Annotated in this window: 18 protein-coding genes; 16 read left to right on the top strand and 2 right to left on the bottom strand. The window is 72.2% G+C overall.

What is annotated here, in order from left to right; all coding sequences use genetic code 11:
* Window positions 1-76 precede the first annotated feature (76 nt).
* The 16 genes from ABH931_RS35775 to ABH931_RS35700 all read left to right on the top strand — a co-directional run bounded on the left by ABH931_RS35775 (window position 77) and on the right by ABH931_RS35700 (window position 22,764).
* Window positions 77-688, top strand: a complete 612-nt coding sequence (locus tag ABH931_RS35775; RefSeq protein ID WP_030251459.1) for a response regulator transcription factor — start codon at window positions 77-79, stop codon at window positions 686-688.
* 171 nt (window positions 689-859) lie between these two features.
* Entirely contained in the window at window positions 860-1,480 is a 621-nt protein-coding gene (locus tag ABH931_RS35770; RefSeq protein WP_370123134.1) for a sigma-70 family RNA polymerase sigma factor, read from the top strand.
* Between the two features lie 485 nt (window positions 1,481-1,965).
* The gene (guaB, locus tag ABH931_RS35765; RefSeq protein ID WP_370123131.1) at window positions 1,966-3,468 is read left to right on the top strand and encodes an IMP dehydrogenase; all 1,503 of its coding nucleotides are present in this window, start codon (window positions 1,966-1,968) and stop codon (window positions 3,466-3,468) included.
* 112 nt (window positions 3,469-3,580) lie between these two features.
* Window positions 3,581-4,693 carry a GuaB3 family IMP dehydrogenase-related protein gene (locus tag ABH931_RS35760; RefSeq protein WP_370123128.1) on the top strand — a complete coding sequence of 371 codons (1,113 nt, stop codon included), beginning with the start codon at window positions 3,581-3,583 and terminating at the stop codon, window positions 4,691-4,693.
* 347 nt (window positions 4,694-5,040) lie between these two features.
* Complete coding sequence (locus ABH931_RS35755) at window positions 5,041-6,750, top strand: glycerol-3-phosphate dehydrogenase/oxidase (protein ID WP_370123126.1); 1,710 nt, start codon at window positions 5,041-5,043, stop codon at window positions 6,748-6,750.
* 128 nt (window positions 6,751-6,878) lie between these two features.
* Entirely contained in the window at window positions 6,879-8,702 is a 1,824-nt protein-coding gene (locus tag ABH931_RS35750; protein ID WP_370123123.1) for a protein kinase, read from the top strand.
* 5 nt (window positions 8,703-8,707) lie between these two features.
* Window positions 8,708-10,180 carry a hypothetical protein gene (locus ABH931_RS35745; RefSeq protein WP_370123120.1) on the top strand — a complete coding sequence of 491 codons (1,473 nt, stop codon included), beginning with the start codon at window positions 8,708-8,710 and terminating at the stop codon, window positions 10,178-10,180.
* 196 nt (window positions 10,181-10,376) lie between these two features.
* Window positions 10,377-12,299, top strand: a complete 1,923-nt coding sequence (locus ABH931_RS35740; protein ID WP_370123117.1) for a serine/threonine-protein kinase — start codon at window positions 10,377-10,379, stop codon at window positions 12,297-12,299.
* 62 nt (window positions 12,300-12,361) lie between these two features.
* Window positions 12,362-13,762 (top strand): NAD(P)/FAD-dependent oxidoreductase, encoded by a 1,401-nt coding sequence (locus ABH931_RS35735; RefSeq protein ID WP_370123115.1) that lies wholly within the window; start codon window positions 12,362-12,364, stop codon window positions 13,760-13,762.
* A gap of 207 nt (window positions 13,763-13,969) precedes the next feature.
* Window positions 13,970-15,592: a succinic semialdehyde dehydrogenase gene (locus tag ABH931_RS35730; RefSeq protein ID WP_370123112.1), complete on the top strand. Its 1,623-nt coding sequence runs from the start codon at window positions 13,970-13,972 to the stop codon at window positions 15,590-15,592.
* A 67-nt stretch (window positions 15,593-15,659) separates the two neighbouring features.
* Window positions 15,660-17,474 carry a GMC family oxidoreductase N-terminal domain-containing protein gene (locus ABH931_RS35725; protein WP_370123109.1) on the top strand — a complete coding sequence of 605 codons (1,815 nt, stop codon included), beginning with the start codon at window positions 15,660-15,662 and terminating at the stop codon, window positions 17,472-17,474.
* Window positions 17,475-17,577: 103 nt separating this feature from the next.
* On the top strand, window positions 17,578-18,228 hold the full coding sequence (locus ABH931_RS35720) for a TMEM175 family protein (RefSeq protein WP_370123106.1): 651 nt from the start codon (window positions 17,578-17,580) through the stop codon (window positions 18,226-18,228).
* Window positions 18,229-19,280: 1,052 nt separating this feature from the next.
* Complete coding sequence (locus ABH931_RS35715) at window positions 19,281-19,613, top strand: chorismate mutase (protein ID WP_370123103.1); 333 nt, start codon at window positions 19,281-19,283, stop codon at window positions 19,611-19,613.
* A gap of 90 nt (window positions 19,614-19,703) precedes the next feature.
* Window positions 19,704-21,299 (top strand): glutamine-hydrolyzing GMP synthase, encoded by a 1,596-nt coding sequence (gene guaA / locus ABH931_RS35710; RefSeq protein ID WP_370123100.1) that lies wholly within the window; start codon window positions 19,704-19,706, stop codon window positions 21,297-21,299.
* Window positions 21,300-21,400: 101 nt separating this feature from the next.
* Window positions 21,401-22,198 (top strand): class II aldolase/adducin family protein, encoded by a 798-nt coding sequence (locus tag ABH931_RS35705; RefSeq protein ID WP_370123097.1) that lies wholly within the window; start codon window positions 21,401-21,403, stop codon window positions 22,196-22,198.
* Window positions 22,199-22,269: 71 nt separating this feature from the next.
* A complete protein-coding gene (locus ABH931_RS35700) occupies window positions 22,270-22,764 on the top strand; it encodes a DoxX family protein (protein WP_370123095.1) in 495 nt (164 codons plus the stop codon).
* On the opposite strand, the gene ABH931_RS35695 is transcribed toward ABH931_RS35700, so the two are convergent.
* Window positions 22,710-22,943 (bottom strand): hypothetical protein, encoded by a 234-nt coding sequence (locus tag ABH931_RS35695; RefSeq protein ID WP_370123093.1) that lies wholly within the window; start codon window positions 22,941-22,943, stop codon window positions 22,710-22,712. The two genes, ABH931_RS35700 and ABH931_RS35695, sit on opposite strands and share 55 nt — an antisense overlap.
* Window positions 22,940-24,256, bottom strand: coding sequence for a PspC domain-containing protein (locus ABH931_RS35690; protein ID WP_370123091.1), 1,317 nt, complete (start codon window positions 24,254-24,256; stop codon window positions 22,940-22,942). Before ABH931_RS35690 ends, ABH931_RS35695 begins: the two co-directional genes overlap by 4 nt.
* Window positions 24,257-24,340 lie beyond the last annotated feature (84 nt).

Below are 24,340 nucleotides of genomic sequence, written 5' to 3'. Positions count from 1 at the left end.
ACCGGAGGCCGTGCCGGTGACGATTCGTACCAGCCAGGAGGCTCAAGGTGACGCTCATCAGCTGCGGAGGCGGGTCATGACTTCCGTTCTCGTGTGTGACGATTCCCCGCTCGCCCGCGAGGCGCTGCGCCGCGCCGTGGCGACGGTCCCCGGCGTCGACCGGGTGACCACGGCCACCAACGGCGAGGAGGTCCTCCGCCGCTGGGTCGCGGACCGCTCCGACCTGGTCCTGATGGACGTCCGGATGCCGGGCCTCGGCGGAGTGGAGACGGTCCGCCGCCTCCTGTCCGCCGACCCGGGCGCGCGCATCATCATGCTCACCGTCGCCGAGGACCTCGACGGCGTGGCGCTCGCGGTCGCCGCCGGCGCCCGCGGCTACCTGCACAAGGACGCGTCCCGCGCCGAACTGCGGGCCACGGTCACCCAGGCGCTCGCGGACCCGACGTGGCGGCTCGCCCCGCGCCGGCTGCGCTGCGCCGAGATGGGTGCCGCGCCGACGCTGACGGCTCGTGAGATCCAGGTGCTGGAGGGCATGAGCCATGGCCGCAGCAACGCCGAGATCGGCCGCGAGCTCTTCCTGTCGGAGGACACCGTCAAGACGCACGCGCGCCGCCTGTTCAAGAAGCTCGGTGCGTCCGACCGTGCGCACGCCGTGGCGCTGGGCTTCCGCTGGGGTCTGGTCCGCTGATTCCCTTACCGGGTGGGAGGAGGCATGGCCCGCTTCCCACCCGAGGGCGCACCATGGGTGGTGTGACGCGGAGTCCGGCAGGGCGGGGGTGGTGGCGTGGCGGATAACGTTCCGATGCACAAGTCAGGGTGCGGTGTCACGTTTTCGCCAGTGACCAGGCACCATGGACCAGTGCGTGACGACGAGGCGAGCCCGGGCCAGGGCTCCGGCATGCCCATCGGGCCGCTGCTCGAGCACGCCGTCGGGGGGGATCCGGACGCGGTCGACGCGCTGCTCTCGCAGGTCCACCCGCTGGTGCTGCGCTACTGCCGGGCCAAGTTGGTCCGTCTTCCGGGCAACGCCCGGCACCACGTCGACGACGTGGCCCAGGAGGTCTGCCTCGCCGTCCTGTGCGCGCTGCCGCGCTACCGCGACGAGGGCCGCCCGTTCGAGGCGTTCGTCTACAGCATCGCCGCACACAAGATCGCGGACCTTCAGCGCGCGGCGATGCGCGGCGGGCCCGCGCAGAGCGTCCCGCTGGGGGAGGAGCTCCCCGACACGCCGGACGAGGCGCTGGGCCCCGAGGAACGGGCGCTGCTGAGCAGTGACGCCGCGTGGATGCGCGAGCTCCTGGCCCTCCTCCCGGAGCGTCAGCGCGAGCTGGTCCTGCTGCGGGTCGCCGCGGGTCTGACCGCGGAGGAGACGGGCGAGGTCCTCGGCATGTCGCCCGGCGCGGTCCGCGTCGCCCAGCACCGGGCGCTCTCGCGCCTGCGCGCCCTCGCCGAGAACGGCCCCGAGGGCCTCTCGGCCTGAGCCTCGCCGTTCGCCCCCTCGTGCAGTTGCACCTCCAGGGGCGCGATGCTCTGCCGATGTGCGGCTCCTCCCCCCGGCCTTCGGCTGGGAGCTGCCCCGGAGGTGCCCCCTGCGTGGGCGCGGGCAACCCGCCCGAGGCGGACGGCTCTGCTCGCTCGGGATCTGACCGTCGTGGCAGGGGGTCCCCGGCCGAAGGCTGGGGGATTGTCGCGCCCACCGGCGGAGCCGCACGTCGGCCGAGCCCCGCGCCCCTGGCGGCTGCGCCGCCCGAGCTGCGCAACTGGAGGATCGTCCGAAGTTCGGGAATGTGACTGCTACCTCAGTTGTTACGGATGCGCAAGGGTGCCTCACGGGGCCCGGTAGAATTAGTCAACGGTGCCGAGCTGCTCACCCACGCGGCCCCCGCAAGGCGCCGTGCCGCGTCGGGCGGGTGCGGCCACCAGCACCCCGCCCCAGGTCCGCGGATCCACTTCGGGAAGGGTGTCATGTCTTACAACGCAGCTGGAGTCCCCGAGAAGTTCGGCATGCTCGGGCTCACCTACGACGATGTGCTGCTGCTGCCGGGCCCCTCCGAGGTCCTGCCCAATGCGGTCAACACCTCCTCGCGTGTCTCGCGCAATGTGCGGGTGAACATCCCGCTGCTCTCCGCCGCCATGGACAAGGTCACCGAGGCCCGGATGGCGATCGCCATGGCCCGTCAGGGCGGCGCTGGCGTGCTGCACCGCAACCTGTCCATCGAGGACCAGGTGAACCAGGTCGACCTGGTCAAGCGCTCCGAGTCGGGCATGGTCACCGACCCGATCACGGTCTCCCCGGACGCCACGCTGGCCGAGGCGGACGCGCTGTGCGCCAAGTTCCGGATCTCCGGCGTCCCGGTCACGGACGGCGAGGGCCGTCTCCTCGGCATCGTCACCAACCGCGACATGGCCTTCGAGCCGGACCGCAGCCGCCAGGTGCGCGAGATCATGACCCCGATGCCGCTGATCACCGGCCAGGTGGGCATCTCCGGCGTCGACGCGATGGCGCTGCTGCGCCGCCACAAGATCGAGAAGCTGCCGCTCGTCGACGGTGACGGCAAGCTCAAGGGCCTGATCACGGTCAAGGACTTCGTCAAGGCCGAGCAGTACCCGAACGCCGCCAAGGACTCCGAGGGCCGCCTCATCGTCGGTGCCGCCGTCGGCGCCTCCGCGGAGGCGCTGGACCGGGCCATCGCGCTGGCCGAGGCGGGTGCGGACTTCATCGTGGTGGACACCTCCCACGGCCACAACCGCAACGCGCTGAACTGGATGTCCAAGATCAAGTCGGCCGTCAAGGCCGACGTGGTCGGCGGCAACGTCGCCACGCGTGACGGCGCCCAGGCGCTGATCGACGCCGGTGTGGACGGCATCAAGGTCGGCATCGGCCCGGGTTCCATCTGCACCACCCGCGTCGTCGCCGGTGTCGGCGTCCCGCAGGTCACCGCGATCTACGAGGCCGCGGTCGCGGCCAACGTGGCCGGCGTGCCGCTGATCGGTGACGGTGGCCTGCAGTACTCCGGCGACATCGGCAAGGCCCTGGCCGCCGGTGCCGACAGCGTCATGCTGGGCAGCCTGCTGGCCGGCTGCGAGGAGTCGCCGGGCGAGCTGCTCTTCATCAACGGCAAGCAGTTCAAGTCCTACCGCGGCATGGGCTCGCTGGGTGCCATGCAGTCCCGCGGCCAGGCCAAGTCCTTCTCCAAGGACCGCTACTTCCAGGGCGACGTCACCTCCGACGAGAAGCTGATCGCCGAGGGCATCGAGGGCCAGGTCGCCTACCGCGGCCCGGTCGGCTCGGTCATCTACCAGCTGGTCGGCGGTCTGCGTCAGTCCATGGGCTACGTGGGCGCCGAGTCGGTCGACGCGATGAAGCGCGACGCGCGTTTCGTCCGGATCACCTCGGCCGGTCTGAAGGAGAGCCACCCGCACGACATCCAGATGACCGTCGAGGCGCCGAACTACTCCTCGAAGTAGTCCGCGTCCGCGACGAGTCATCTCACGGAGGGGCCGCTTAGGCGGCCCCTCCGGCGTTGTGCGAGATACTGGGCGCTGGTAGTCGCTGAGCACAACCGAGGGAGCAGTTCTGGTGACCGAGATCGAGATCGGGCGGGGCAAGCGGGGCCGGCGGGCGTACGCCTTCGACGACATCGCGGTCGTTCCGAGCCGCCGCACGCGCGACCCGAAGGAGGTCTCGATCGCCTGGCAGATCGACGCCTACCGCTTCGAGCTGCCGTTCCTGGCCGCCCCGATGGACTCCGTCGTCTCCCCGGAGCAGGCCATCGCCATCGGCCGCCTCGGCGGCCTCGGTGTGCTGAACCTCGAGGGCCTGTGGACCCGCTACGAGGACCCGCGCCCGCTGCTCCAGGAGATCACCGAGATCAAGGACGAGGCCGTCGCCACGCGCCGCCTCCAGGAGATCTACCGCGAGCCGATCAAGGCCGAGCTGATCACGCAGCGCCTGAAGGAGATTCGCGAGTCCGGCGTCGTCACCGCCGCCGCCCTGTCGCCGCAGCGCACCGCCGAGTTCTCCAAGGTCGTCGTGGACGCCGGCGTCGACATCTTCGTGATCCGCGGCACGACCGTCTCCGCCGAGCACGTCTCCAGCGCCGCCGAGCCGCTGAACCTCAAGCAGTTCATCTACGAGCTCGACGTCCCGGTCATCGTGGGTGGCTGCGCCACCTACACCGCCGCCCTGCACCTGATGCGGACCGGCGCGGCCGGCGTCCTGGTCGGCTTCGGCGGCGGCGCCGCGCACACCACGCGCACCGTGCTGGGCATCCAGGTCCCGATGGCCACCGCCGTCGCCGACGTCGCCGCCGCGCGCCGCGACTACATGGACGAGTCCGGCGGCCGCTACGTCCACGTCATCGCGGACGGCGGCGTGGGCTTCTCCGGTGACCTGTCGAAGGCGATCGCCTGCGGCGCCGACGCCGTCATGATCGGCGCGGCGCTCGCGCGTGCGACGGACGCGCCCGGCCGCGGCTTCCACTGGGGCAGCGAGGCCGTCCACGAGGAGCTGCCGCGCGGCAAGCGCGTCGACCTCGGCACGGTCGGCAACACCGAGGAGATCCTCCTCGGCCCGTCCCACACCCCGGACGGCACCATGAACCTGTTCGGCGCGCTGCGTCGCGCGATGGCGACGACGGGCTACTCGGAGCTCAAGGAGTTCCAGCGCGTCGAGGTCACCGTCGCGCGCTGAGCGCGGTAGCGCTCAAGGGGCGCGAGGCCCTGCCGAGGTGCGGCTCCGCCGATCTGCGGCTCCTTTCCCAGCCTTCGGCCGGGAGGTGCCCTGCGTGGGCGCGAGCAACCACCGGCGTGCGGATGGCCCTGTTACCGGGGACCACCCGCTCGTCGGTGGGGCACCTCCGGGGCGCCTCCCGGCCGAAGGCTGGGGGGATCGTCGGGCAGGTCCCGGCCGAAGGCTGGGGGGATCGTCGGGCAGGTCCTCGCGGCCCTGAAGGTTCCTGCAACTGACTCCGTGCCTTTAGCCGTATCCCGCCACGCCTTCCGTACTGTGGATCAGCGGAGCGGATAAGCGGAGGCGTCATGCGAAGCATCAAGCTGGGTCCCATCGAGCGTGCGGCGGCGCTCGCGTCCCTCGCCGAGCGAGAGCTCGACGTCCTGGTCGTCGGGGGCGGCGTCGTCGGCGCCGGGACCGCGCTGGACGCCGCGACACGCGGCCTGGTCACCGGGCTCGTCGAGGCACGGGACTGGGCGGCCGGCACCTCCTCGCGTTCGAGCAAGCTGATCCACGGCGGGCTGCGCTACCTGGAGATGCTGGACTTCGCCCTCGTCAAGGAGGCCCTGCAGGAACGCGGCCTGCTGCTGGAGCGGCTCGCCCCGCACCTGGTCAAGCCGGTGCCCTTCCTGTACCCGCTGGTGGGGCGGGGCTGGGAGCGTCCCTACGTCGGCTCCGGCGTGGCCCTCTACGACGCCATGTCCGTCTCCTCCGGCCACGGCCGGGGCCTGCCGCTGCACCGCCACCTCAGCCGCCGTCAGGCCCTGCACCAGGCGCCCGCGCTGCGCAAGGACGCGCTGGTCGGCGCGATCCAGTACTGGGACGCGCAGATGGACGACGCGCGCTTCGTGACCACGCTCGTGCGGACCGCCGCCTCCTACGGCGCGCACGTCGCCAACCGGGCGCGCGTCATCGGATTCCTGCGCGAGGGCGAGCGCGTCGTCGGCGCGCGCGTGCACGACCTGGAGACGGGCGGTCAGTTCGTCATCCGGGCCCGCCAGATCGTCAACGCCACCGGGGTGTGGACCGACGAGACGCAGGCGATGGTCGGCGAGCGCGGCCAGTTCCACGTGCGCGCGTCCAAGGGCATCCACCTGGTCGTGCCTCGCGACCGCATCCACTCCTCGACCGGCCTGATCCTGCGCACCGAGAAGAGCGTCCTGTTCGTCATCCCGTGGGGCCGCCACTGGATCGTCGGCACGACCGACACCGAGTGGACCCTCGACAAGGACCACCCGGCCGCCAGCAGCGCGGACATCGAGTACCTGCTGGAACACGTGAACAGCGTCCTGGCCATGCCGCTGACGCGGGAGGACGTCGAGGGCGTCTACGCCGGGCTGCGCCCGCTGCTCGCGGGCGAGTCCGAGGCGACGTCGAAGCTCAGCCGCGAGCACGTGGTGCAGCACGCCGCGCCGGGACTCGTCGTGGTGGCGGGCGGCAAGTACACGACCTACCGGGTGATGGCCAAGGACGCGGTCGACGAGGTCGTGCACGGGCTGGACCAGAGGGTGGCGCGCTGCTGCACGGACACCGTCCCGCTGGCCGGCGCGGAGGGCTACCGGGCGCTGTGGAACGCGCGGGGCGAGCTCGCCCGGAGCAGTGGCCTGCACGTCGCCCGCGTCGAGCACCTGCTGAACCGCTACGGCGCGCTGGCCGAGGAGGTGCTGCAACTCATCGCCGAGGAACCGGGCCTGGCCGAACCGCTCAACGGCGCGGACGACTACCTGCGCGCGGAGGTCGTCTACGCCGCCCGCGCGGAGGGCGCCCGCCACCTCGACGACGTGCTCGCGCGCCGTACCCGCATCTCCATCGAGACCTTCGACCGCGGCACCGCGGTCATGGCGGAGGCGGCCGCCCTGATGGCGCCCGAACTGGGCTGGGACAAGGCGCAGATCGACAAGGAGATCGAGCACTACCGGGTCCGCGTCGCCGCGGAGCGGGAGTCCCAGGAACAGCCCGACGACCTCACCGCCGACGCGGCCCGCCTCGGAGCGCCGGACATCGTTCCGCTGAAGTAGGGACTCCCGTGCCCTCGCGGATCGCAACCGAACCCTGAGTGCCTACTCTTGCGTCCTTCACGGCAGGATGGTCCGCGACAGCGCCGAGCGCCAAGCGGCACGCACCCCACCCCGGAGGGACCTCGCGGATGAGCGACACGCAACCGGACGGCACCGGCATGCTCCTCGCCTCGCGGTACCGCCTGACCGCGGTCCTCGGCCAAGGCGGCATGGGCACCGTCTGGCGGGCCGCGGACGAGTTCCTCGGGCGGGACGTCGCGGTCAAGGAGCTGCGCTTCGCCGCCGGAGTGGACGAGGACGAGCAGCACCGGCTCGTCGCGCGGACCCTGACGGAGGCGAAGGCGATCGCGCGGATCCGCCACAACGGCGCCGTCACCGTCTTCGACGTGGTCGAGGAGGACGGCCGTCCCTGGATCGTCATGGAGCTGGTCGAGTCCCGCTCGCTCAGCGAGGTGATCCGCATCGAGGGCGTCCTGCCGCCGCAGCGGGCCGCCGAGGTGGCGCTGGAGCTGGTCGGCGTCCTCGCCGAGGCGCACCGGGTGGGCATCCTGCACCGGGACGTGAAGCCGTCCAACGTGCTGATCGGGTACGACGGCCGGGTCGTGCTGACGGACTTCGGCATCGCCCGGGTCGAGGGGGACCCGTCCGTCACCTCGACGGGCATGCTCGTCGGCGCGCCCTCGTACATCTCGCCGGAGCGGGCCCGCGGCCACGTCCCCGGCCCGCCGGCGGACCTGTGGTCGCTCGGGGCCACGCTCCACGCGATGGTCGAGGGCGTGCCGCCCTACGACAAGGGATCGGCGCTGTCGACGCTGACGGCGGTGATCACCGAGCCGGTGCCGCTGCTGACCGGCGACACGCTGCTCCAGCCCGTCGTCTCCGGTCTGCTGCGCAAGGACCCGGCCCAGCGGCTCGACGCGTCGACCACGCGGACGATGCTGCGGGGCGTCATCGGCGAGTACGAGCGCCGGGCCCGCGCGACGGCGCAGCTGGGCACGGCGGCCGAGGCACCGACGCAGGCGGTTCCGGTTCCGGACCCGACCCGGGTCCAGCCGGTGCCGGGCACGCCGCCGACCCGTGTGACGCCCACCGTCACGCAGCCGGTCACGCGGCCCGCCGCGCACCCGCACGCTGCCGGGCCTGTCCCGACGGCCTCCTCGGGGGCTCCGATGTCGTCCGGGGTACCGATGTTCTCCGGAGACCCGACCCGTCAGATGTCCGCCGGCTACCCGGGGTCCGCTGCCGACCCGGCCTCGCCCGCCTCCCCGGTGTCCCGGGCCGGTGCGCGCCGCCGTCCACTGGTGGTCGCCGTGATCGTGGTCGCGGCGGTGCTGCTGGTCACCGCCGCCGTGGCCGCACTGAACCGCAACACCGGCTCGGGCAGGAACGGGACGAGCCAGGACGGGGCCTCGTCCTCGCCGCGCGCGGGCTCCTCCGGTGTCGGCGCGCCGGGCTCCTCCGGCGCGGGTGCGGGCACCGCCGCGCCGAGCGGGGGCAAGAACCCGGCCGCCTCCGGCTTCCACCAGGTCGTCGGGCCCGGCGGGTCCAGCATCGCGATCCCGGTCGGGTGGCGGGAGACCGCGCGCACCGCCACCCGGGTCAGCTGGACCGGTCCGGCCGGCACGCTGGTCCTCGACTTCACCGCGCACCCGGCCAAGTCCGGTGCGCTGGCGGCCTGGCAGAACGAGGAGCCGCGGGTCGCGGCCACCCTCACCGACTACCACCTGCTGCGCCTGGCCAAGGTGGGCTACCGCGGGTGGGACGCCGCGGACTGGGAGTGGACCTTCCGTTCCGGCCTGGTCCAGCGCCACTCGCTCAACCGTGGTTTCGTGGTGGACGCGACGCACGGCTACGCGATCTACTGGACCGCGCCTCAGCTGACCTGGCAGGGCGCGCGCAACGTCACGCTGGTCGACGAATTCTTCAAGAGCTTCGAGCCGGCGGGGGGCTGACAGCGATGGCCAAGGCGTCCGGTGGCCGGCTTCTCGCCGAGCGCTACCAGCTGACCGAGCGGCGCCGCGGCGGCGCGGTCGAGGCCCGTGATCTGCGCAGCGGCGCACCGGTGCTGCTGGAGGCGGTGCCGCTGCCGGAGCTGGTGACGCCTTTCGACCAGGACGCGTTCGGCGGGGACGTGTTCGGCCAGGACTCGCTCGACGGTGGTGCGTTCGGCAGCGACGCCTTCGCTGACGACGCCTTCGCCGAGGACGCCCTCGGCGAGGATGCCTTCGGCGACGGCCCGGCGGCAGCCGACGGCGCGGAGCGTGCCGGGGCACCGGCCGGGGCCCGGATACGCCCGCCGGTCGGCGTCGGCGTCGGCGTCGGCGTCGGTGATGGCGGTGGCGGCGTCGGCCGCGGTGGCGGTGACGCGCGGACGTTGGCCCTGCGGCACGCGGCGGCTGCGGCCCAGGCGGTGCCCGACCATCCCCGGCTGAGCCAGGCCTTCCAGGTCTTCGCCGAGGACGGCTACCTGTGGGTGGCGGGCGAGTGGGTGGCCGGTGTGCCGCTCTCGCAGGTTCTGGAGCGCGCGCCCCTGTCGCCGTACCGGGCGGCCGAGTTGGCGTACGACGTCAGCGCCGGACTGGAGGCGGTCCATCGGGCCGGGTTGGTGCACGGCAATCTGACCGCGTCCACGGTCACCGTCTGCGAGGACGGCGCCGCCCTGCTCGGCGGCCTCGCGGTCGCCGCCGCCCAGGAGGCGCTGTGCGGGGGACCGGGCACCGTCGAGGCGGGGTCCTCGGTGCCGACGGCGCTGTGGAGCCCGGCGCGGGTGCGGGCGCGGGACGCACGGGCCGTCATCGTCGGTGCCGCGCCGGAGCGGTGGGCACCCGAGCAGTTGGGCATCGTCGGCGGCGCGGGGCTGCCGGTCGGCCCGGCCGCGGACGCCTGGGCGCTCGGCGTGCTGCTCTATCGCTCGGTCACCGGTGTGCCGCCGTACCCGGAGAGCAGCGTCGAGGAGTTGTTCGGTGCGGTCCGGGCCGGTTTCCGTCCGGACACGCGCCCTGCGGGCCCGTTGCGTCCGCTGCTGGACCGGCTGCTCGACCAGGACCCCGCGCGTCGCCCCGGCCTCACCCAGGTACGGGCCGCGCTGCGGCAGTTGCTGCTGCGCGCCCCCGAGCCGCTGGACCGGGAGGCGCAGCTCGACGCGTTGCCGCCGGGGGCCGGGGCCGGCTTCGTCGAGCTTCCGACCGGGACGCGACTTCCGGCGCCGCGACCGGGTGGAGTGCCCGCGCAGCGCTCGCGCGGGGCACGCGGCTCGCGCGGGTCGCACGGTCTCGGCGGTGGCCCGGACGAACCGGTCGAACGGACTCCGGAGCGGCACCACCACGCGGCCCCGAGACGTGGGAACGCGCTGCTGGGACCCGTGCTCGTGGGTGTGATTATCCTTGTGGTCCTGGTCACTCTGGCGCTGGCGGCGAGCCTCAAGGGCTGAGTCCGCGGGCCGTCCTCCGGACGGGAGGCGGGACCTTCGCTGCCGAAGCGTCACATCCCGGTCTCAAGGCCGTGCCCGGGACGGCGCCGCGTCCGAGGGTAGGGATAGGGTGCGCGTACCGCGGTTCCTGCCGCGGAACGGGAAGACGGCAGGATTCGCGACAAGGGGGCAGTCGGTGGGTACGGAGGCGGGCCGCGTGCTCGCGGGCAGATACCTGCTGGGCGCGCGCCTGGGGCGCGGCGGCATGGGCACGGTGTGGCGCGCGACGGACCAGATGCTCGACCGCGAGGTCGCGGTCAAGGAGCTCTCCGTCGGCCACCTGGCCGAGGAGGACCTGCAGATCGTCCAGTCCCGGATGAAGCAGGAGGCCCGCGCGGCCGCACGGATCAAGCATCCGGGTGTCATCACCATCCACGACGTCGTCGAGCAGGACGGCAAGCCGTGGATCGTGATGGAGCTGATCGTCGGCCGCTCGCTGTCCGAGCTCGTCGAGCAGGACGGGGTCATCGATCCCCGCGAGGCCGCGCGGATCGGCGCGCAGGTGCTCTCCGCCCTGGAGCGCGCCCACCTGGCCGGGGTCATCCACCGCGACGTGAAGCCCGCCAACGTGCTGCTGGAGCGCGGCACGGGCCGCGTGGTGCTGACGGACTTCGGCATCGCCACCTTCGTCGGCGACTCCGCGCTCACCCGCACCGGCGACCTGGTCGGCTCGCCCGACTACCTGGCGCCCGAGCGCGTCCACGGCGGCCGTCCCGGCCCGGAGTCGGATCTGTGGGCGCTCGGCGCGACCCTGTACGCGGCGGTGGAGGGCCAGTCCCCGTTCCGCCGCGAGTCGCCGCTGACCACGCTCGCCGCCGTCGTCACCGACCCGCTCCCCGAGCCGCGCAACGCCGGCGCGCTGGCGCCGGTGCTCCAGGCGCTGATGGCCAAGGAGCCGCAGCAGCGTCCGCCGGCGGCGGACGTGCGCCGCATGCTGGAGGGCATCGCGGCGGGTCACACCACCAACATCACGCTGGGCACCCTGGGCGGCAGCCCGCTGCGCACCCCGACCCAGGCCGTCCCTCTGGTGGACCGGCAGGGCGGGCTGGGAGCGGAGACGGACCCCGGCCCCAGCTACTTCGGTTACACCCCGACCGCGCTCGGTACGGCTCTGAACGGCGCGGCGGACGGCGCCGGGCCGGGCGGTACGGCGCTGGACGGTTCCGCCCTGGGCGGCACGGCGGCCGGCGGTTCGGCGGCCGGTTCGGCCGGGCGGGCCGGTGGTCTGCCCACCGGGCCGACGGCCCGTGTGCCCGCACAGAACACTCCGCACGTCCCGGCCTCCGCCTCGGGCACGCCGCGCGCACTCGGCGGGCCGCTGTTCGCGGACGAGGCGGGCTACGAATCCGGGTACGACGCCGGGTACAGGACCTCGCGCACCGAGCGCCTCGGGTCCGAGTCCGGTGCGCCGCGGGAGGCCGCCCCGGTCGCCGGCGTCGCGCCGCGACGTCCGCGCCGTGGGCGGCGCTGGGCCTGGCTGCTGGTGGCGGCGCTGGTCGCCGGCGCGGCCGGGGCCGGCGGGACGTACTGGTACAACCACCGCCACCAGAGCAGCACGAGCGCGAACGACACCGGCCCCTCCGCCCCGGCGCAGACCGCCGACCCGCAGACGGTGCCGCAGGGCTACATCCGGGTCACCGACCCGGATGGGGGCTTCACCTTCGGGGTGCCGACCGGCAGCCAGGACTGGGTCCGCGACGCGAGCAAGGGCCTCGGCCGGATCGACTACAGTCCGAACAACGGCAGGTACCTGATCCGGTTCGGGGTGACCCTGGGGGTCACCCACTCCGCGCTGAAGCAGGCCGAGGGCATCCGCGACCAGGTTGTCGCGAACGACCACTCGTACAAGTACATCAACTTCGGCGCGAACACCTACAAGGGTTCCCCTGGCGCCCAGTTCGAGTTCACGTTCGTCGACGCGAAGACCCACGAGCTGCGGCACGAGATGTACCAGTTCTACAAGGCGCCCAACGGGAACGAGTACGACTTCTTCGTCGCCTACCCGGACACCGAGTGGAAGGCCGGCTACGCCCTGTTCGAGGAAGTTCTGCAGACACTCGTCGTGCCAGGCGGCCAGTAGCCCGGTACCGTGGTGTGAACCGAGCCGTCCCCCGAAGTTCACCTGCTCACCGGGAGGCCGTCATGCCGTCAACGGTGCGAGAGACCCCGGACGCGGTCGTCATCGGGATGGGCCCCGGGGGCGAGGACGTGGCCGGACGGCTGGCCGACGCCGGCTGGGACGTGGTCGGTGTGGACGAGCGGCTGGTCGGGGGCGAGTGCCCGTACTGGGGCTGCATTCCTTCCAAGATCATGGTGCGCTCGGCGGACCTGGTCGGTGAGGCCCGGCGGATTCCCGGCATGGCCGGCATCGTCCGGGTGCACCCCGAGTTCCGGCCCGTCGCCCGGCGGGTCCGGGAGGCCACCGACGACTGGAACGACAAGGTGGCCGTCGACCGGTTCACCGGGCGCGGCGGCCGGTTCCTGCGCGGCACCGCCCGGTTGACCGCCCCCGGCGAGGTCACCGTGCTCGGCGCGGACGGCCGGGAGACGGTGCTGAGGCCCCGTCAGGCCATCGTGCTGGCGGCGGGGTCGGAGCCGGTGGCACCTCCGGTGCCGGGGCTGACCGCCACGCCGTACTGGAGCAACCGCGAGCTGATCGAGGCCGAGGAACTGCCCGAGTCGCTGTTGATCCTCGGCGGCGGGGCCATCGGGCTGGAGCTGGGCCAGGCCTGGCAGCGGCTGGGCTGCGCGGTCACCGTGGTCGAGGTGGGCCCGCGGCTGCTGGGTCGCGAGGAGCCCGAGGCCGGGGACCTGCTGATGCGGGTGCTGACCGCCGACGGCCTGTCCGTGCACACGGGCGTCGAGGTGAAGGGCGTGGAGTACCGCGACGGCCGCTTCCAGATGCTGTGCAAGCGCGGGGAGCGGTTCTCGGCGGAGCGGATGCTCGTCGCGACGGGCCGCAGGATCGCCCTGGACCGGATCGGCGGCGGGGTGCTGGGCCTCGGCTCCGAGGCGCGGGCCGTCCCCGTGGACGAGCGGCTGCGGGTGGTCGGCACTCAGGGTGTCTGGCCGGTCGGGGTGTGGGCGATCGGGGACGTGACCGGCAAGGGCGCGTTCACGCACATGGCCATGTACCAGGCGGATGTGGCCGTGCGGGCGATCCTCGGCCGGGGCGGCGCCCCGGCCCGCTACCACGCGGTGCCGCGGGTGACCTTCACCGATCCGGAGATCGGCGCGGTGGGTCTGACCGAGGCGCAGGCCCGTGCGGAGGGCCGCCGGGTCCGCGCGGCCACGACGGACCTGGCCGTTAGCAGCCGGGGCTTCGTCCACGGGACGAACGGCAACGCGGGCTTCGTCAAGCTGGTCGCCGAGGACGACGTGCTGGTCGGCGCGACCTCGGCCGGTCCCACCGGCGGCGAGGTCCTCGGCCTGCTCTCGCTCGCCGTCTCGGCACGCGTCCCGCTCGCCGAGCTCGCCTCGACGATCTGGGCCTATCCGACCTTCCACCGCGCGGTCGGCACGGCCGTGGCGGAGCTGGTCTGAGGGCCGCGCGACGGCGAGCGGCCCGTGGGTGACAGGGCATGGGCGCCGGAGTGTGGGCAACAGGGCTGGATGGCAGGGCGTGGTGGCAGGGCTGGTGGCACGTGAAACTCGGGGACGGGATCAGGTGCGCACAAACGGTTCGTAACCGGAACGGTTTCTGTTACTGGTGGGTATCGCAACGGCCCGAAAGCGCCTACGCTGCCTGGCATGACTGACATCAGCACCGGCAGCAGCACTGCCGTCCAGGGCAACCCCGTGGCCACCCCCGGCGCGCGGAGCGTCGCCGACGCCGTGCCGCCGCAGCTGGTCGCCCGGCTGGTCAGTGCCGTCGTGACCGGAGCCGAGCCGACGCTGGCGAGCAGCCGCTGCCCGTTCACGGGCGACGTGCTCGCGCAGATCCCCGAGTCCTCGCCGGCCGACGTCGCGACCGCCTTCGTGCGTGCCCGCGCCGCCCAGCGCGACTGGGCCAAGCGCCCCGTGCGCGAGCGCGCGGCCGTACTGCTGCGCTTCCACGACCTCGTTCTCAAGCACAAGGACGAGCTGCTCGACCTGGTCCAGGCCGAGACCGGCAAGGCCCGCGCGCACGCCTTCGAGGAGGTCCTCGCCTCCGCCATCGAGGCCCGCCACTACGGGCGCGCAGGCGCCGGCTACCTCAAGCCGCGCCGCCGCGGCGGGGTCTTCCCGGTGCTCACCCAGGTCCTGGAGCTGCGCCAGCCCAAGGGCGTCATCGGCCAGATCTCGCCCTGGAACTACCCGCTCGCCCTGTTCACCGGCGACGCCGTCCCCGCCTTCGTCGCGGGCAACGCCGTCGTCACCAAGCCCGACACGCAGACCGCGCTCACCGCGCTGCGCGCCCGCGAGCTGATGGTCGAGGCGGGCCTGCCGGCGGAGCTGTGGCAGATCGTGATCGGCGACGGCCCCGTCGTCGGCCCCGAGGTCGTCGCCCACGCCGACTACGTCTCCTTCACCGGCTCCACCCGCACCGGCCGCGACGTCGCCCAGCGCGCTGCCGCCCGGCTGATCGGCGCCTCGATGGAACTGGGCGGCAAGAACGCCATGCTGGTGCTCGCCGACGCCGACCTGGACAAGGCCGCCGAGGGCGCCGCCCGCGCCTGCTTCTCCTCCGCCGGCCAGCTGTGCATCTCCATCGAGCGGCTCTACGTCGCCTCCTCGGTCGCGGACGCCTTCCTGGAGAAGTTCGTCGCCCGCACCAAGGCGCTCAAGCTCGGCAACAGCCTCTCCTGGGGCGCCGACATGGGCTCGCTGGTCTCCCAGCGCCAGCTCGACACCGTCACCCGTCACGTGGAGGACGCCGTCAAGAACGGCGCCACCGTCCTGACCGGCGGCAAGCCGCGCACCGACGTCGGCCCGCTGTTCTTCGAGCCGACCATCCTCGACGGCGTGACCACCGAGAGTGCCGTGTGCAACGAGGAGACCTTCGGTCCCGTCGTCTCGATCTACCGCTTCGACGACGAGGAGGAGGCCATCGCCCGCGCCAACAGCACCTCCTACGGCCTCAACTCCAGCGTCTGGAGCAAGAACCTGCGCCGTGCCAAGTCCGTCGCGGCCCGGCTGCACAGCGGCACCGTCAACGTCAACGAGGGCTACGCCCCGGCGTACGCGAGCGTCGCCGCGCCCATGGGCGGCATGGGCGACTCCGGCATCGGCCGCCGTCACGGCTCGGAGGGCATCCTCAAGTACACCGAAGTGCAGACCGTCGCCGTGCAGCGGCTCATCCAGATGACGCCGTCCTTCGGCCTCGACGACGAGGGCTACGCCAGGCTGCTCGGCAAGTCCCTCGGGATGCTCAAGGCGCTGCGCTTCAAGTAGGCACCCCCTCTTTGCACTGCACTCCTTTGCACTGCACTCCCACCCACCTCCGAAAGCGGGCGCGTAGATGAGTTCTCAGGACCAGGGGCAGCCGACACCGACGGCCGACGCGGGCTACGACTACGACGTCGTGGTCGTCGGCTCCGGCTTCGGCGGCTCCGTGTCGGCCCTGCGGCTGACCGAGAAGGGCTACAAGGTCGGCGTGCTGGAGGCCGGCCGCCGGTTCACGCCGCAGACCCTGCCGAAGACCTCCTGGGACACCAAGAACTACGTCTGGGCGCCCGCCCTCGGCCTCTACGGCATCCAGCGCATCCACGTGCTGGACAACGTGATGGTGCTGGGCGGTGCCGGGGTGGGCGGTGGCTCGCTCAACTACGCCAACACCCTCTACGTTCCGCCGCAGGCCTTCTTCCAGGACGCGCAGTGGAAGGAGATCACCGACTGGTCGGCCGAGCTCGCGCCCTACTACGACCAGGCGCAGCGCATGCTCGGGGTACGCAAGAACCCCACGGTCACCCCCTCCGACGTGCATCTGAAGGCCGCGGCCGAGAAGCTCGGCTACGGCGACACCTTCCACATGGCCCCCGTCGGCGTCTTCTTCGGGGACGGCAAGGACTGCGGCGGCGACGGCGCGAAGGCGGAGCCGGGCGCGGCCGTGGACGACCCGTACTTCGGCGGCGTCGGCCCGAAGCGCCGCGCCTGCACCGAGTGCGGCGAGTGCATGACCGGCTGCCGCCACGGCGCCAAGAACATGCTGACGGAGAACTACCTCTACCTCGCCGAGAAGGCGGGCGCGGAGATCCTCCCGATGACCACGGTGGCCGCGATCCGCGTCGACGGCGACGGCTACGCCGTCGACACCCGCCGCACCGACTCCCGCTCGAAGAACCCCGCCAAGAACGGCTTCCGGACCGTCCGCGCCAAGCACGTCGTGGTGTCGGCCGGCACCTACGGCACCCAGAAGCTGCTGCACAAGCTGCGCGACGAGGGCGTGCTGCCGGGCATCTCGGCCCGCCTCGGCGAGCTGACCCGCACCAACTCCGAGGCGATCGTCGGGGCGATGACCACGGACAGCCGCTACGGCACGCGCGCCGACTTCACCAAGGGCGTGGCCATCACCTCCTCGGTCCACCCCGACGCGAACACCCACATCGAGCCGGTCCGTTACGGCAAGGGCTCGAACGCGATGAGCCTGATGACGACGCTGCAGGTGCCGGGGGAGGGCCGGGCGCCGCGGCTGCTGCGCGCCGTCGGCCGCTCGATCGTCCGCCCCGACCTGCTGCTGCGGGTGCTGGACAAGCGCCGCTGGTCCGAGCGGACCATCATCGGCCTGGTCATGCAGTCGCTGGACAACTCCGTCGTGGTCTCGCGCCGCAGGAGCGGCCTGCTCAAGGGGCAGTTGAGCTCCCGTCAGGGCCACGGCGCGCCGAACCCCAAGTTCATCCCCGCCGCCGAGGTGGCCGCCGGCGCTGTCGCGTCGGAGATCGGCGGTTTCCCGGGCAGCAACGTCGGCGATCTGATGGGCCGGACCCTGACCGCCCACTTCCTCGGTGGCTGTGTCATCGGCGCCTCGCCCGAGCGCGGCGTCGTGGACCCTTACCAGCGGCTGTGGGGCTACCCGGGGATCACCGTGGCCGACGGCTCCACCGTCTCCGCCAATCTCGGCGTCAACCCCTCGCTGACCATCACCGCGCAGACCGAGCGGGCGATGGCCTTCTGGCCGAACAAGGGCGAGGCCGACCCGCGCCCCGCCCAGGGCGAGGAGTACCAGCGCGTCGCCGCCGTCGCCCCACACCGCCCGGTCGTGCCGGAGAGCGCCTTCGGCGCGCTGCGGCTGCCGCTGCTGGCGGTGCCGAAGGTGCCGGCCCGCGAGACGGAGTAGCCCGCGTCGGGGCGGGCGCGGCAACGCGTCCGCCCCGGAACGCGTCCCCCCGGATGAGCTGATCGACCACCAAGTTCCTGGTCGGCCTCTAGAGTTGCCGCTCATGAACGAATCCGGGCGCGTCGAGGCGTTCAGTGACGGAATCTTCGCGATCGCGATCACCCTGCTGGTCCTGCAGCTCGCGGTGGACCCGCACACCAAGGTGGTCACCAGCGTCGATGCCTGGAAGGCCCTTGGACACATCTGGGCGGCCTACGACTCGTACCTCGTCAGCTTCCTGGTCATCGGCATCATGTGGCTGAACCACCACACCGTCTTCGGCTACGTGGCCCGGGTCGACCGGGGGTTGCTGGTGCTCAACCTGCTGCTGCTCCTGGTCGTGGCGGCGCTGCCCTTCCCGACCGCCCTGGTGTCGGACTGGCTGACCAAGCCGGGCCCGGCGGAGGTCGCCGTCGCCGTCTTCAGCGGCTTCATGGTCGCCCACGCGGTGACCTTCCAGTCGCTGTGGTGGTGGCTGACCCGGACCGGACACCTCTTCGACAAGCGTGTGGACGCCGAGGCCGCCCGGCGCACCCGGCTGCGCTTCGCCGCGGGCACGATCGTCTATCCGATCCTGGTCGGGCTCAGCTTCGTCTCCCCGGTGCTCACCTTGGGCCTGCATCTGGTGCTGGCGCTCTACTACGCCTTCAACCAGCTCCCCATCCCTCTCATGCCCGACGCACAGGCCGACGACGAGGCTGCTGTCGCGATCTGACCGTCGCGATCTGACCAGGGCGTCCCGGTCGGCGGCTGCCTGGTCCTTGGGCGCCCATTCGGTGGCCGGGAGGGTGGAGAGGACGCATGGAGAAGAGGCAAGGGGCCCCGCGGGGGAAGACGGGGCCCCTTGCTGTCAGCACGCGACGTCAGGGCGGCGTCGGTGCTGTGGCAACGGCACCGGGGGAGGGTGCCGTCGGATGGTTGGCTCTGGTGAACGTGGGGGCGCACGACACGTGTGCGCGCCTGCCACACTCGGGTTGAGGCTGAATCGCTACTGAACGTCACCGAATGCCGTCGGTGACCAGCCTGGCACGGCCGCCGGGACCGGCTTTCCTCCGGGCGTCTCCGCCGCCTGTGGTCCACCCCCTCACCAGCATCGTGGGGGATATGGCCCGCTTGGCGCAACCAGTTCGACAGACTTCGGCACGGTGGAATTTCGTCACGCTCCGCAAGGATCGACCCCTGGAGAGGGCCGGTAGCGCGGAACCCGCCATGCGCCGGGGTGGCGCAGCGCCACCCCGCGTACGCGTTGTCGCTGACAGGGCGGACGACGAACCGATGCGGGGACTTTCCGGGACGGAGGGGATCAGGGATGGCCGACTCCGGGCGTCCCCCTCGCCGGCCACCCCGTCTCCGCAGTCGCAACCGGGCCGCTGTCCCCTGCTGTCCGGTCACAGCGTGGCCGCGAGGTCCCACGGCGCACGCCACGGCGTACGCCTCATCGCGTCCACGGACTGGGTTCACTCCCACGCGTGGTCCTGCCTGCCGCACGATCGCCCCCGGAAGGAGGCTGGAACCCGTCCCTGGCGGAGACGCGAACCCCGTGCGGTCATGGGGGACAACGATTCTCCTGTCGCCGGGTCACGCGCTACCATCGCAGCATGTTCCAGATGGCCTACTTCTTTACCTATGGCACCGGAGGCTCCGGTCGCCATGGTGATGCCGTCTGAACTGACGCAGACCCCTGAAGGCGCCCCGGGCCGATGGCCCAGGGGCGTCTTCATCGTTTCCGGGCTCTCGGCTCCGAGGCCGAACCCCGGAGAACACCCCATGACCGAGATCATGACCGCCCAGACCCTGACGCCCTCGGCTGCCGAGGCCTCTTCCGCCGTCGGCAGCGCCGTGCTGACCAAGCAGGAGGCCGAGGCCCTCATCGCCGACGCGCGCGGCCGGATCGACGCACTCGACACCGACATCCTGGAGCTGGTGCGCCGCCGGGTCGCCGTTTCGGCCGAGGTGCAGACGGCCCGCATCGCCGCCGGTGGCCCCAGGCTGTCGTTGACCCGCGAGATGGAGATCCTGGACCGCTACCGCGCGCAGCTCGGTTCGTCCGGTACCGAGATCGCCATGCTCCTGCTGGAGCTCTGCCGCGGCCGGGTGTGATCACCGCCGCGCCCGGATGTGTCGGGGGTCGGCGGCTCGACCGTTAGAATGAGGGTCGACCCCCCATAGCAACCGCCGGAAGGCCGCACTGTGGCATCAGCGACCCCCGACCCCGCGGACAGCGCCGTCGACACCGTTCTGGTCGTCGACTTCGGCGCGCAGTACGCCCAGCTCATCGCTCGGCGTGTCCGAGAGGCCCGTGTCTACAGCGAGATCGTGCCCCACAGCATGCCGGTCTCCGAGATGCTCGCCAAGAACCCCAAGGCGATCATCCTTTCCGGCGGACCGTCCTCGGTCTACGAGCCGGGAGCACCCACCGTCGACAAGGCCCTGTTCGAGGCCGGCGTGCCGGTCTTCGGCATGTGCTACGGCTTCCAGCTCATGGCCACGGCCCTGGGCGGCGTCGTCGACAACAGCGGCGCCCGTGAGTACGGCCGCACCCCGCTCGCCGTCTCCCAGCCCGGCTCGACCCTGTTCGAGGGCACGCCCGCCACGCAGCCGGTCTGGATGTCGCACGGCGACGCCTGCTCGGCCGCGCCCGAGGGCTTCACCGTGACGGCGTCCACCGGCGTCGTCCCGGTCGCCGCCTTCGAGAACGACGCCAAGCGCCTCTACGGCGTCCAGTACCACCCCGAGGTGATGCACTCCACCCACGGGCAGCAGGTGCTGGAGCACTTCCTCTACCGCGGTGCGGGCCTGGCCCCGACCTGGACCACCACCAACGTGGTGGAGGAGCAGGTCGCCGCGATCCGCGCCCAGGTCGGCAGCAAGCGGGCGATCTGCGGCCTCTCGGGCGGCGTGGACTCCGCCGTGGCCGCGGCCCTCGTGCAGCGCGCCATCGGCGACCAGCTGACCTGCGTCTACGTCGACCACGGTCTGATGCGCAAGGGCGAGACCGAGCAGGTCGAGAAGGACTTCGTCGCGGCCACGGGCGTCAAGCTCAAGGTCGTCGACGCCGAGGAGCGCTTCCTCACCGCGCTGGCCGGGGTCACCGACCCCGAGGAGAAGCGCAAGATCATCGGTCGCGAGTTCATCCGGGTCTTCGAGCAGGCCCAGGTGGAGATCATCGCCGAGGCCGGCGCCTCCGGTGAGCCGGTTGAGTTCCTGGTCCAGGGCACGCTCTACCCGGACGTTGTCGAGTCCGGCGGTGGTACCGGCACGGCCAACATCAAGTCGCACCACAACGTCGGCGGGCTCCCGGAGGACCTGGAGTTCCAGCTGATCGAGCCGTTGCGCAAGCTGTTCAAGGACGAGGTCCGGATGGTCGGCCAGGAGCTGGGCCTGCCGGAGGAGATCGTCCAGCGGCAGCCCTTCCCCGGCCCCGGCCTGGGCATCCGCATCGTCGGCGAGGTCACCAAGGACCGTCTCGACCTGCTGCGCGAGGCCGACGCGATCGCTCGCGCCGAGCTCACCGCGGCCGGCCTGGACCGCGAGATCTGGCAGTGCCCGGTCGTGCTGCTGGCGGACGTCCGCTCCGTCGGCGTTCAGGGTGACGGACGTACCTACGGCCACCCGATCGTGCTGCGCCCCGTCTCCTCCGAGGACGCGATGACCGCCGACTGGTCGCGCCTGCCCTACGAGGTGCTGGAGAAGATCTCCACCCGCATCACCAACGAGGTGCGTGACGTCAACCGCGTCGTGGTCGACGTGACCAGCAAGCCGCCGGGCACCATCGAGTGGGAGTAGTCCTCCCTGGCTTGACGGGCCCCAGCCGTTCCGGCTGGGGCCCGTTGCCGTTGGCGGGCCGCCCTCTGGTGCATTGCGCAACCGAGCGGTAACTTCCGCTCATGACGAACCCAGCTCCGCAGCCGATCCCTCTGGACCAGCTCCACTTCGCCATGCCGCCCAGCTTCGCGACGGTGGAGGAGGAGCGGGCACACCGCAAGGCCCGGCTGGTGACGGCACTCCGTCTCTTCGGCAAGTTCGGCTTCGAGGAGGGTGTCGCCGGGCACATCACGGCGCGCGACCCCGAGTGGACCGACCACTTCTGGGTCAACCCGTTCGGGATGTCCTTCAAGCTGATCAAGGAGAGCGATCTGCTCCTGGTCAACCACGAGGGCCGGGTCGTCCACGGTCGGCACCACGTCAACCAGGCCGCCTTCGCGATCCACTCCGAGGTGCACGCCGCCCGCCCCGATGTTGTGGCGGCCGCCCACAGCCACTCCACCCACGGACGCGCCTTCTCCGCGCTCGGGCAGCTGCTCGACCCGATCACCCAGGACGTGTGCGCCTTCTACCAGGACCACGCCCTCTTCGACGACTACACCGGGGTCGTGCTCGATCGTGAGGAAGGTCGCCGCATCGGTGCCGCCCTCGGGCCCCACAAGGCCGTGGTGCTGCGCAACCACGGGCTGCTGACGGTCGGCAGTACCGTCGACGCCGCCGCCTGGTGGTTCGTCACCATGGAGCGCTCCTGCCAGGTCCAGCTCCTGGCGCAGGCGGCCGGCAAGCTCGTCCCGATCGACCACGAGAGCGCCCTGCTGACCCGGGACCAGATCGGCAGCGACCTTGCCGGTTGGGTCAACTACCAGCCCCTGGCCGCAGGACACGCCGACGCCCTGGACGGAGCATTCGACGAGGGCTGAACCGGCCCCGGTGCCGCAGCGTAGTAACCGGGGACCGAGTTCGCCGTCGAGGAAGGCCAGGAGCCGCAGACATGGGTGGAACACTGACGCGGGAGCGTCTGAAGGCACGAGGCACCACCTACGCGCTGTTGCCCCTGCGGGTCTTCCTGGGGGTGACGTTCATCTACGCCGCCCTCTTCAAGTTCACCGACCCGCACTACCTCCACGGACTCTCCGACCCGTCCTCCTTCGCCGCGATGACCCAGGGTCTCAAGGACGTCAGCCCGATCGGCCCGTTGCTGAGCCTGGCCCTCAAGGCCCCGACCGCGTTCGCGGTCGTCTTCGCGCTCGGCGAGCTGGCCGTGGGGATCGGCACCCTCGTCGGCCTGCTGGGCCGGGTCGCGGCGCTCGGCGGGGCGTTGCTGAACCTCAGCCTGTTTCTCACCGTCAGCTGGCAGACCTACCCGTACTTCCTCGGCAACGACCTGATCTACCTGATGGCCTGGTTGCCGTTGGTCCTCGCGGGCACGCCCTATCTGTCGCTGGACGCCTGGCTCCTGTCCCGGCGCACTCGCGAGCGGGCGTAGACGGAGGCCAGCAGGCCGGCCACGACCAGGCCGGCCGCCTCCAGGGGCAGGACCACCCGGCCCTGAAGCCGCAGGACCCCCGCCGACTGGAGCAGGTAGAGCACCGCGACGACGAGCAGGACCAGACCGGCGAGCACCGGAAAGAGCTGCACCCGGCGGGGTGCGGGCGGCGGCGTCACTGGACCACCTCCAGTTGTCCCAGACCGATCTGGAGATCCAACTGGATGGTGCCGTGCGCGGCCGCCCCACCCTGGTTGAGGTCGATGGAGTGCGAATCCCCTACGCCCGAGACCCTCGTGCCGTCGGGCAGCCGCAGCTGACCCGCCCCGGTCTGGGCGTGGATCTTGACCTCGGGACCGTCCGGCCCCGTGCCCGGCAGCAGGACCTGCAAGGTCCCGGCTCCGAGGCTGACGTGGGCGGAGACGGTCTGGCCCGCGGTGGGCCGGACCTGGGTCAGGTCCAAGGTGGCGTCCCCGAAGCGCAGCGAGTAGTCGGTCTGCAGCTGTGTGGCCGAGACCGGGGCCCACGTCGTGTGGGACCAGTGCTGCCAGGGGGCGGCGCCGACCGTGACCGTGGCCAGCGAGAGCAGCAACGCCACCACGGTCAGGCCGGTCGATCGCCGGCGGAGGAACCCGTTGAGTGCGAGCCCCAGCGCCATGACCACGAGGGCCGAGGCCAGCACGGCCAGGGCGTTCACCTCGTGATGGGCCTTCCCGACGCCGTAGACGGCGGCGGCCGTGCCGGCTGCGAGCAGCACCGTGAGCAGGCCCCAGGGACCGCGGACCCGGCGGGGATCGGCGGACCGGGCGGCACCCGGGTCGGGTGCACCTGGGTCGGGTGCGGGGAAGGGCAGTGGTTCGAACTGCCCGGGGTACGCCCAGTCGGGCACCCCGCTCGCAGGCACGGCATCGGTCGGGGAGACCTCGTCGGCCGGGACCGCCGTTTCGGCGGTCCTCAGCAGCGGATCGGGCCGCTGCCACCAGTTCGGTGCGGCCGGGGGCGGCTCGGGCGCGACCGGCGGAGCCGTTTCGCGCTGCGGCAGCTGGTGCCGCTTGGGGTCGTAGCGCAGAGCCGCGAAGGCCAGCGCCGCGATGAGCAGCAGCGGGAACACATGGTCCTTGGCGCCCATGTAGGAGAAGAAGATCCCGGTGCCGAGCACGGTGACCAGCACCGCACCGAGGGACTGTCCGTCCACCCGGCCCGACATCAGGCGCTGCAGCTCGTTCTTGCCCGTGCCCTCCATCGGAATCATCAACCAGGCCACGCCGTAGATGAAGAGCCCGACACCGCCCCACAGACAGAGCACGGCGATGACGACGCGGAAGACCAGCGGATCGATGTCCAGCCGGCGTCCGAGCCCGCCGCAGACACCCGTCACCACCCGGTGGCTGGCGCTGCGCTCGAGCGGCGGGCGGGAGCGCTCGGGCTCCTGGCCGCCGTCCGGGACGAAGTCGCCGTCCGGTTGGGGGTGCGTGCTGGTGGTCGCGTCCATGCCCCCATCCTGCAGGCCGTCGGCTGCTGTGCCCATCCGGCATCTCCCTGGTCGAACCCTGAGCCCAACCCTGACACAGGGCCG

This window comes from Streptacidiphilus sp. MAP12-33, assembly GCF_041261265.1.
Taxonomy (GTDB): domain Bacteria; phylum Actinomycetota; class Actinomycetes; order Streptomycetales; family Streptomycetaceae; genus Streptacidiphilus.
The sequence above is the reverse complement of the archived record's forward strand: the minus strand, read 5'-3'. Positions and strand labels throughout refer to the sequence as shown.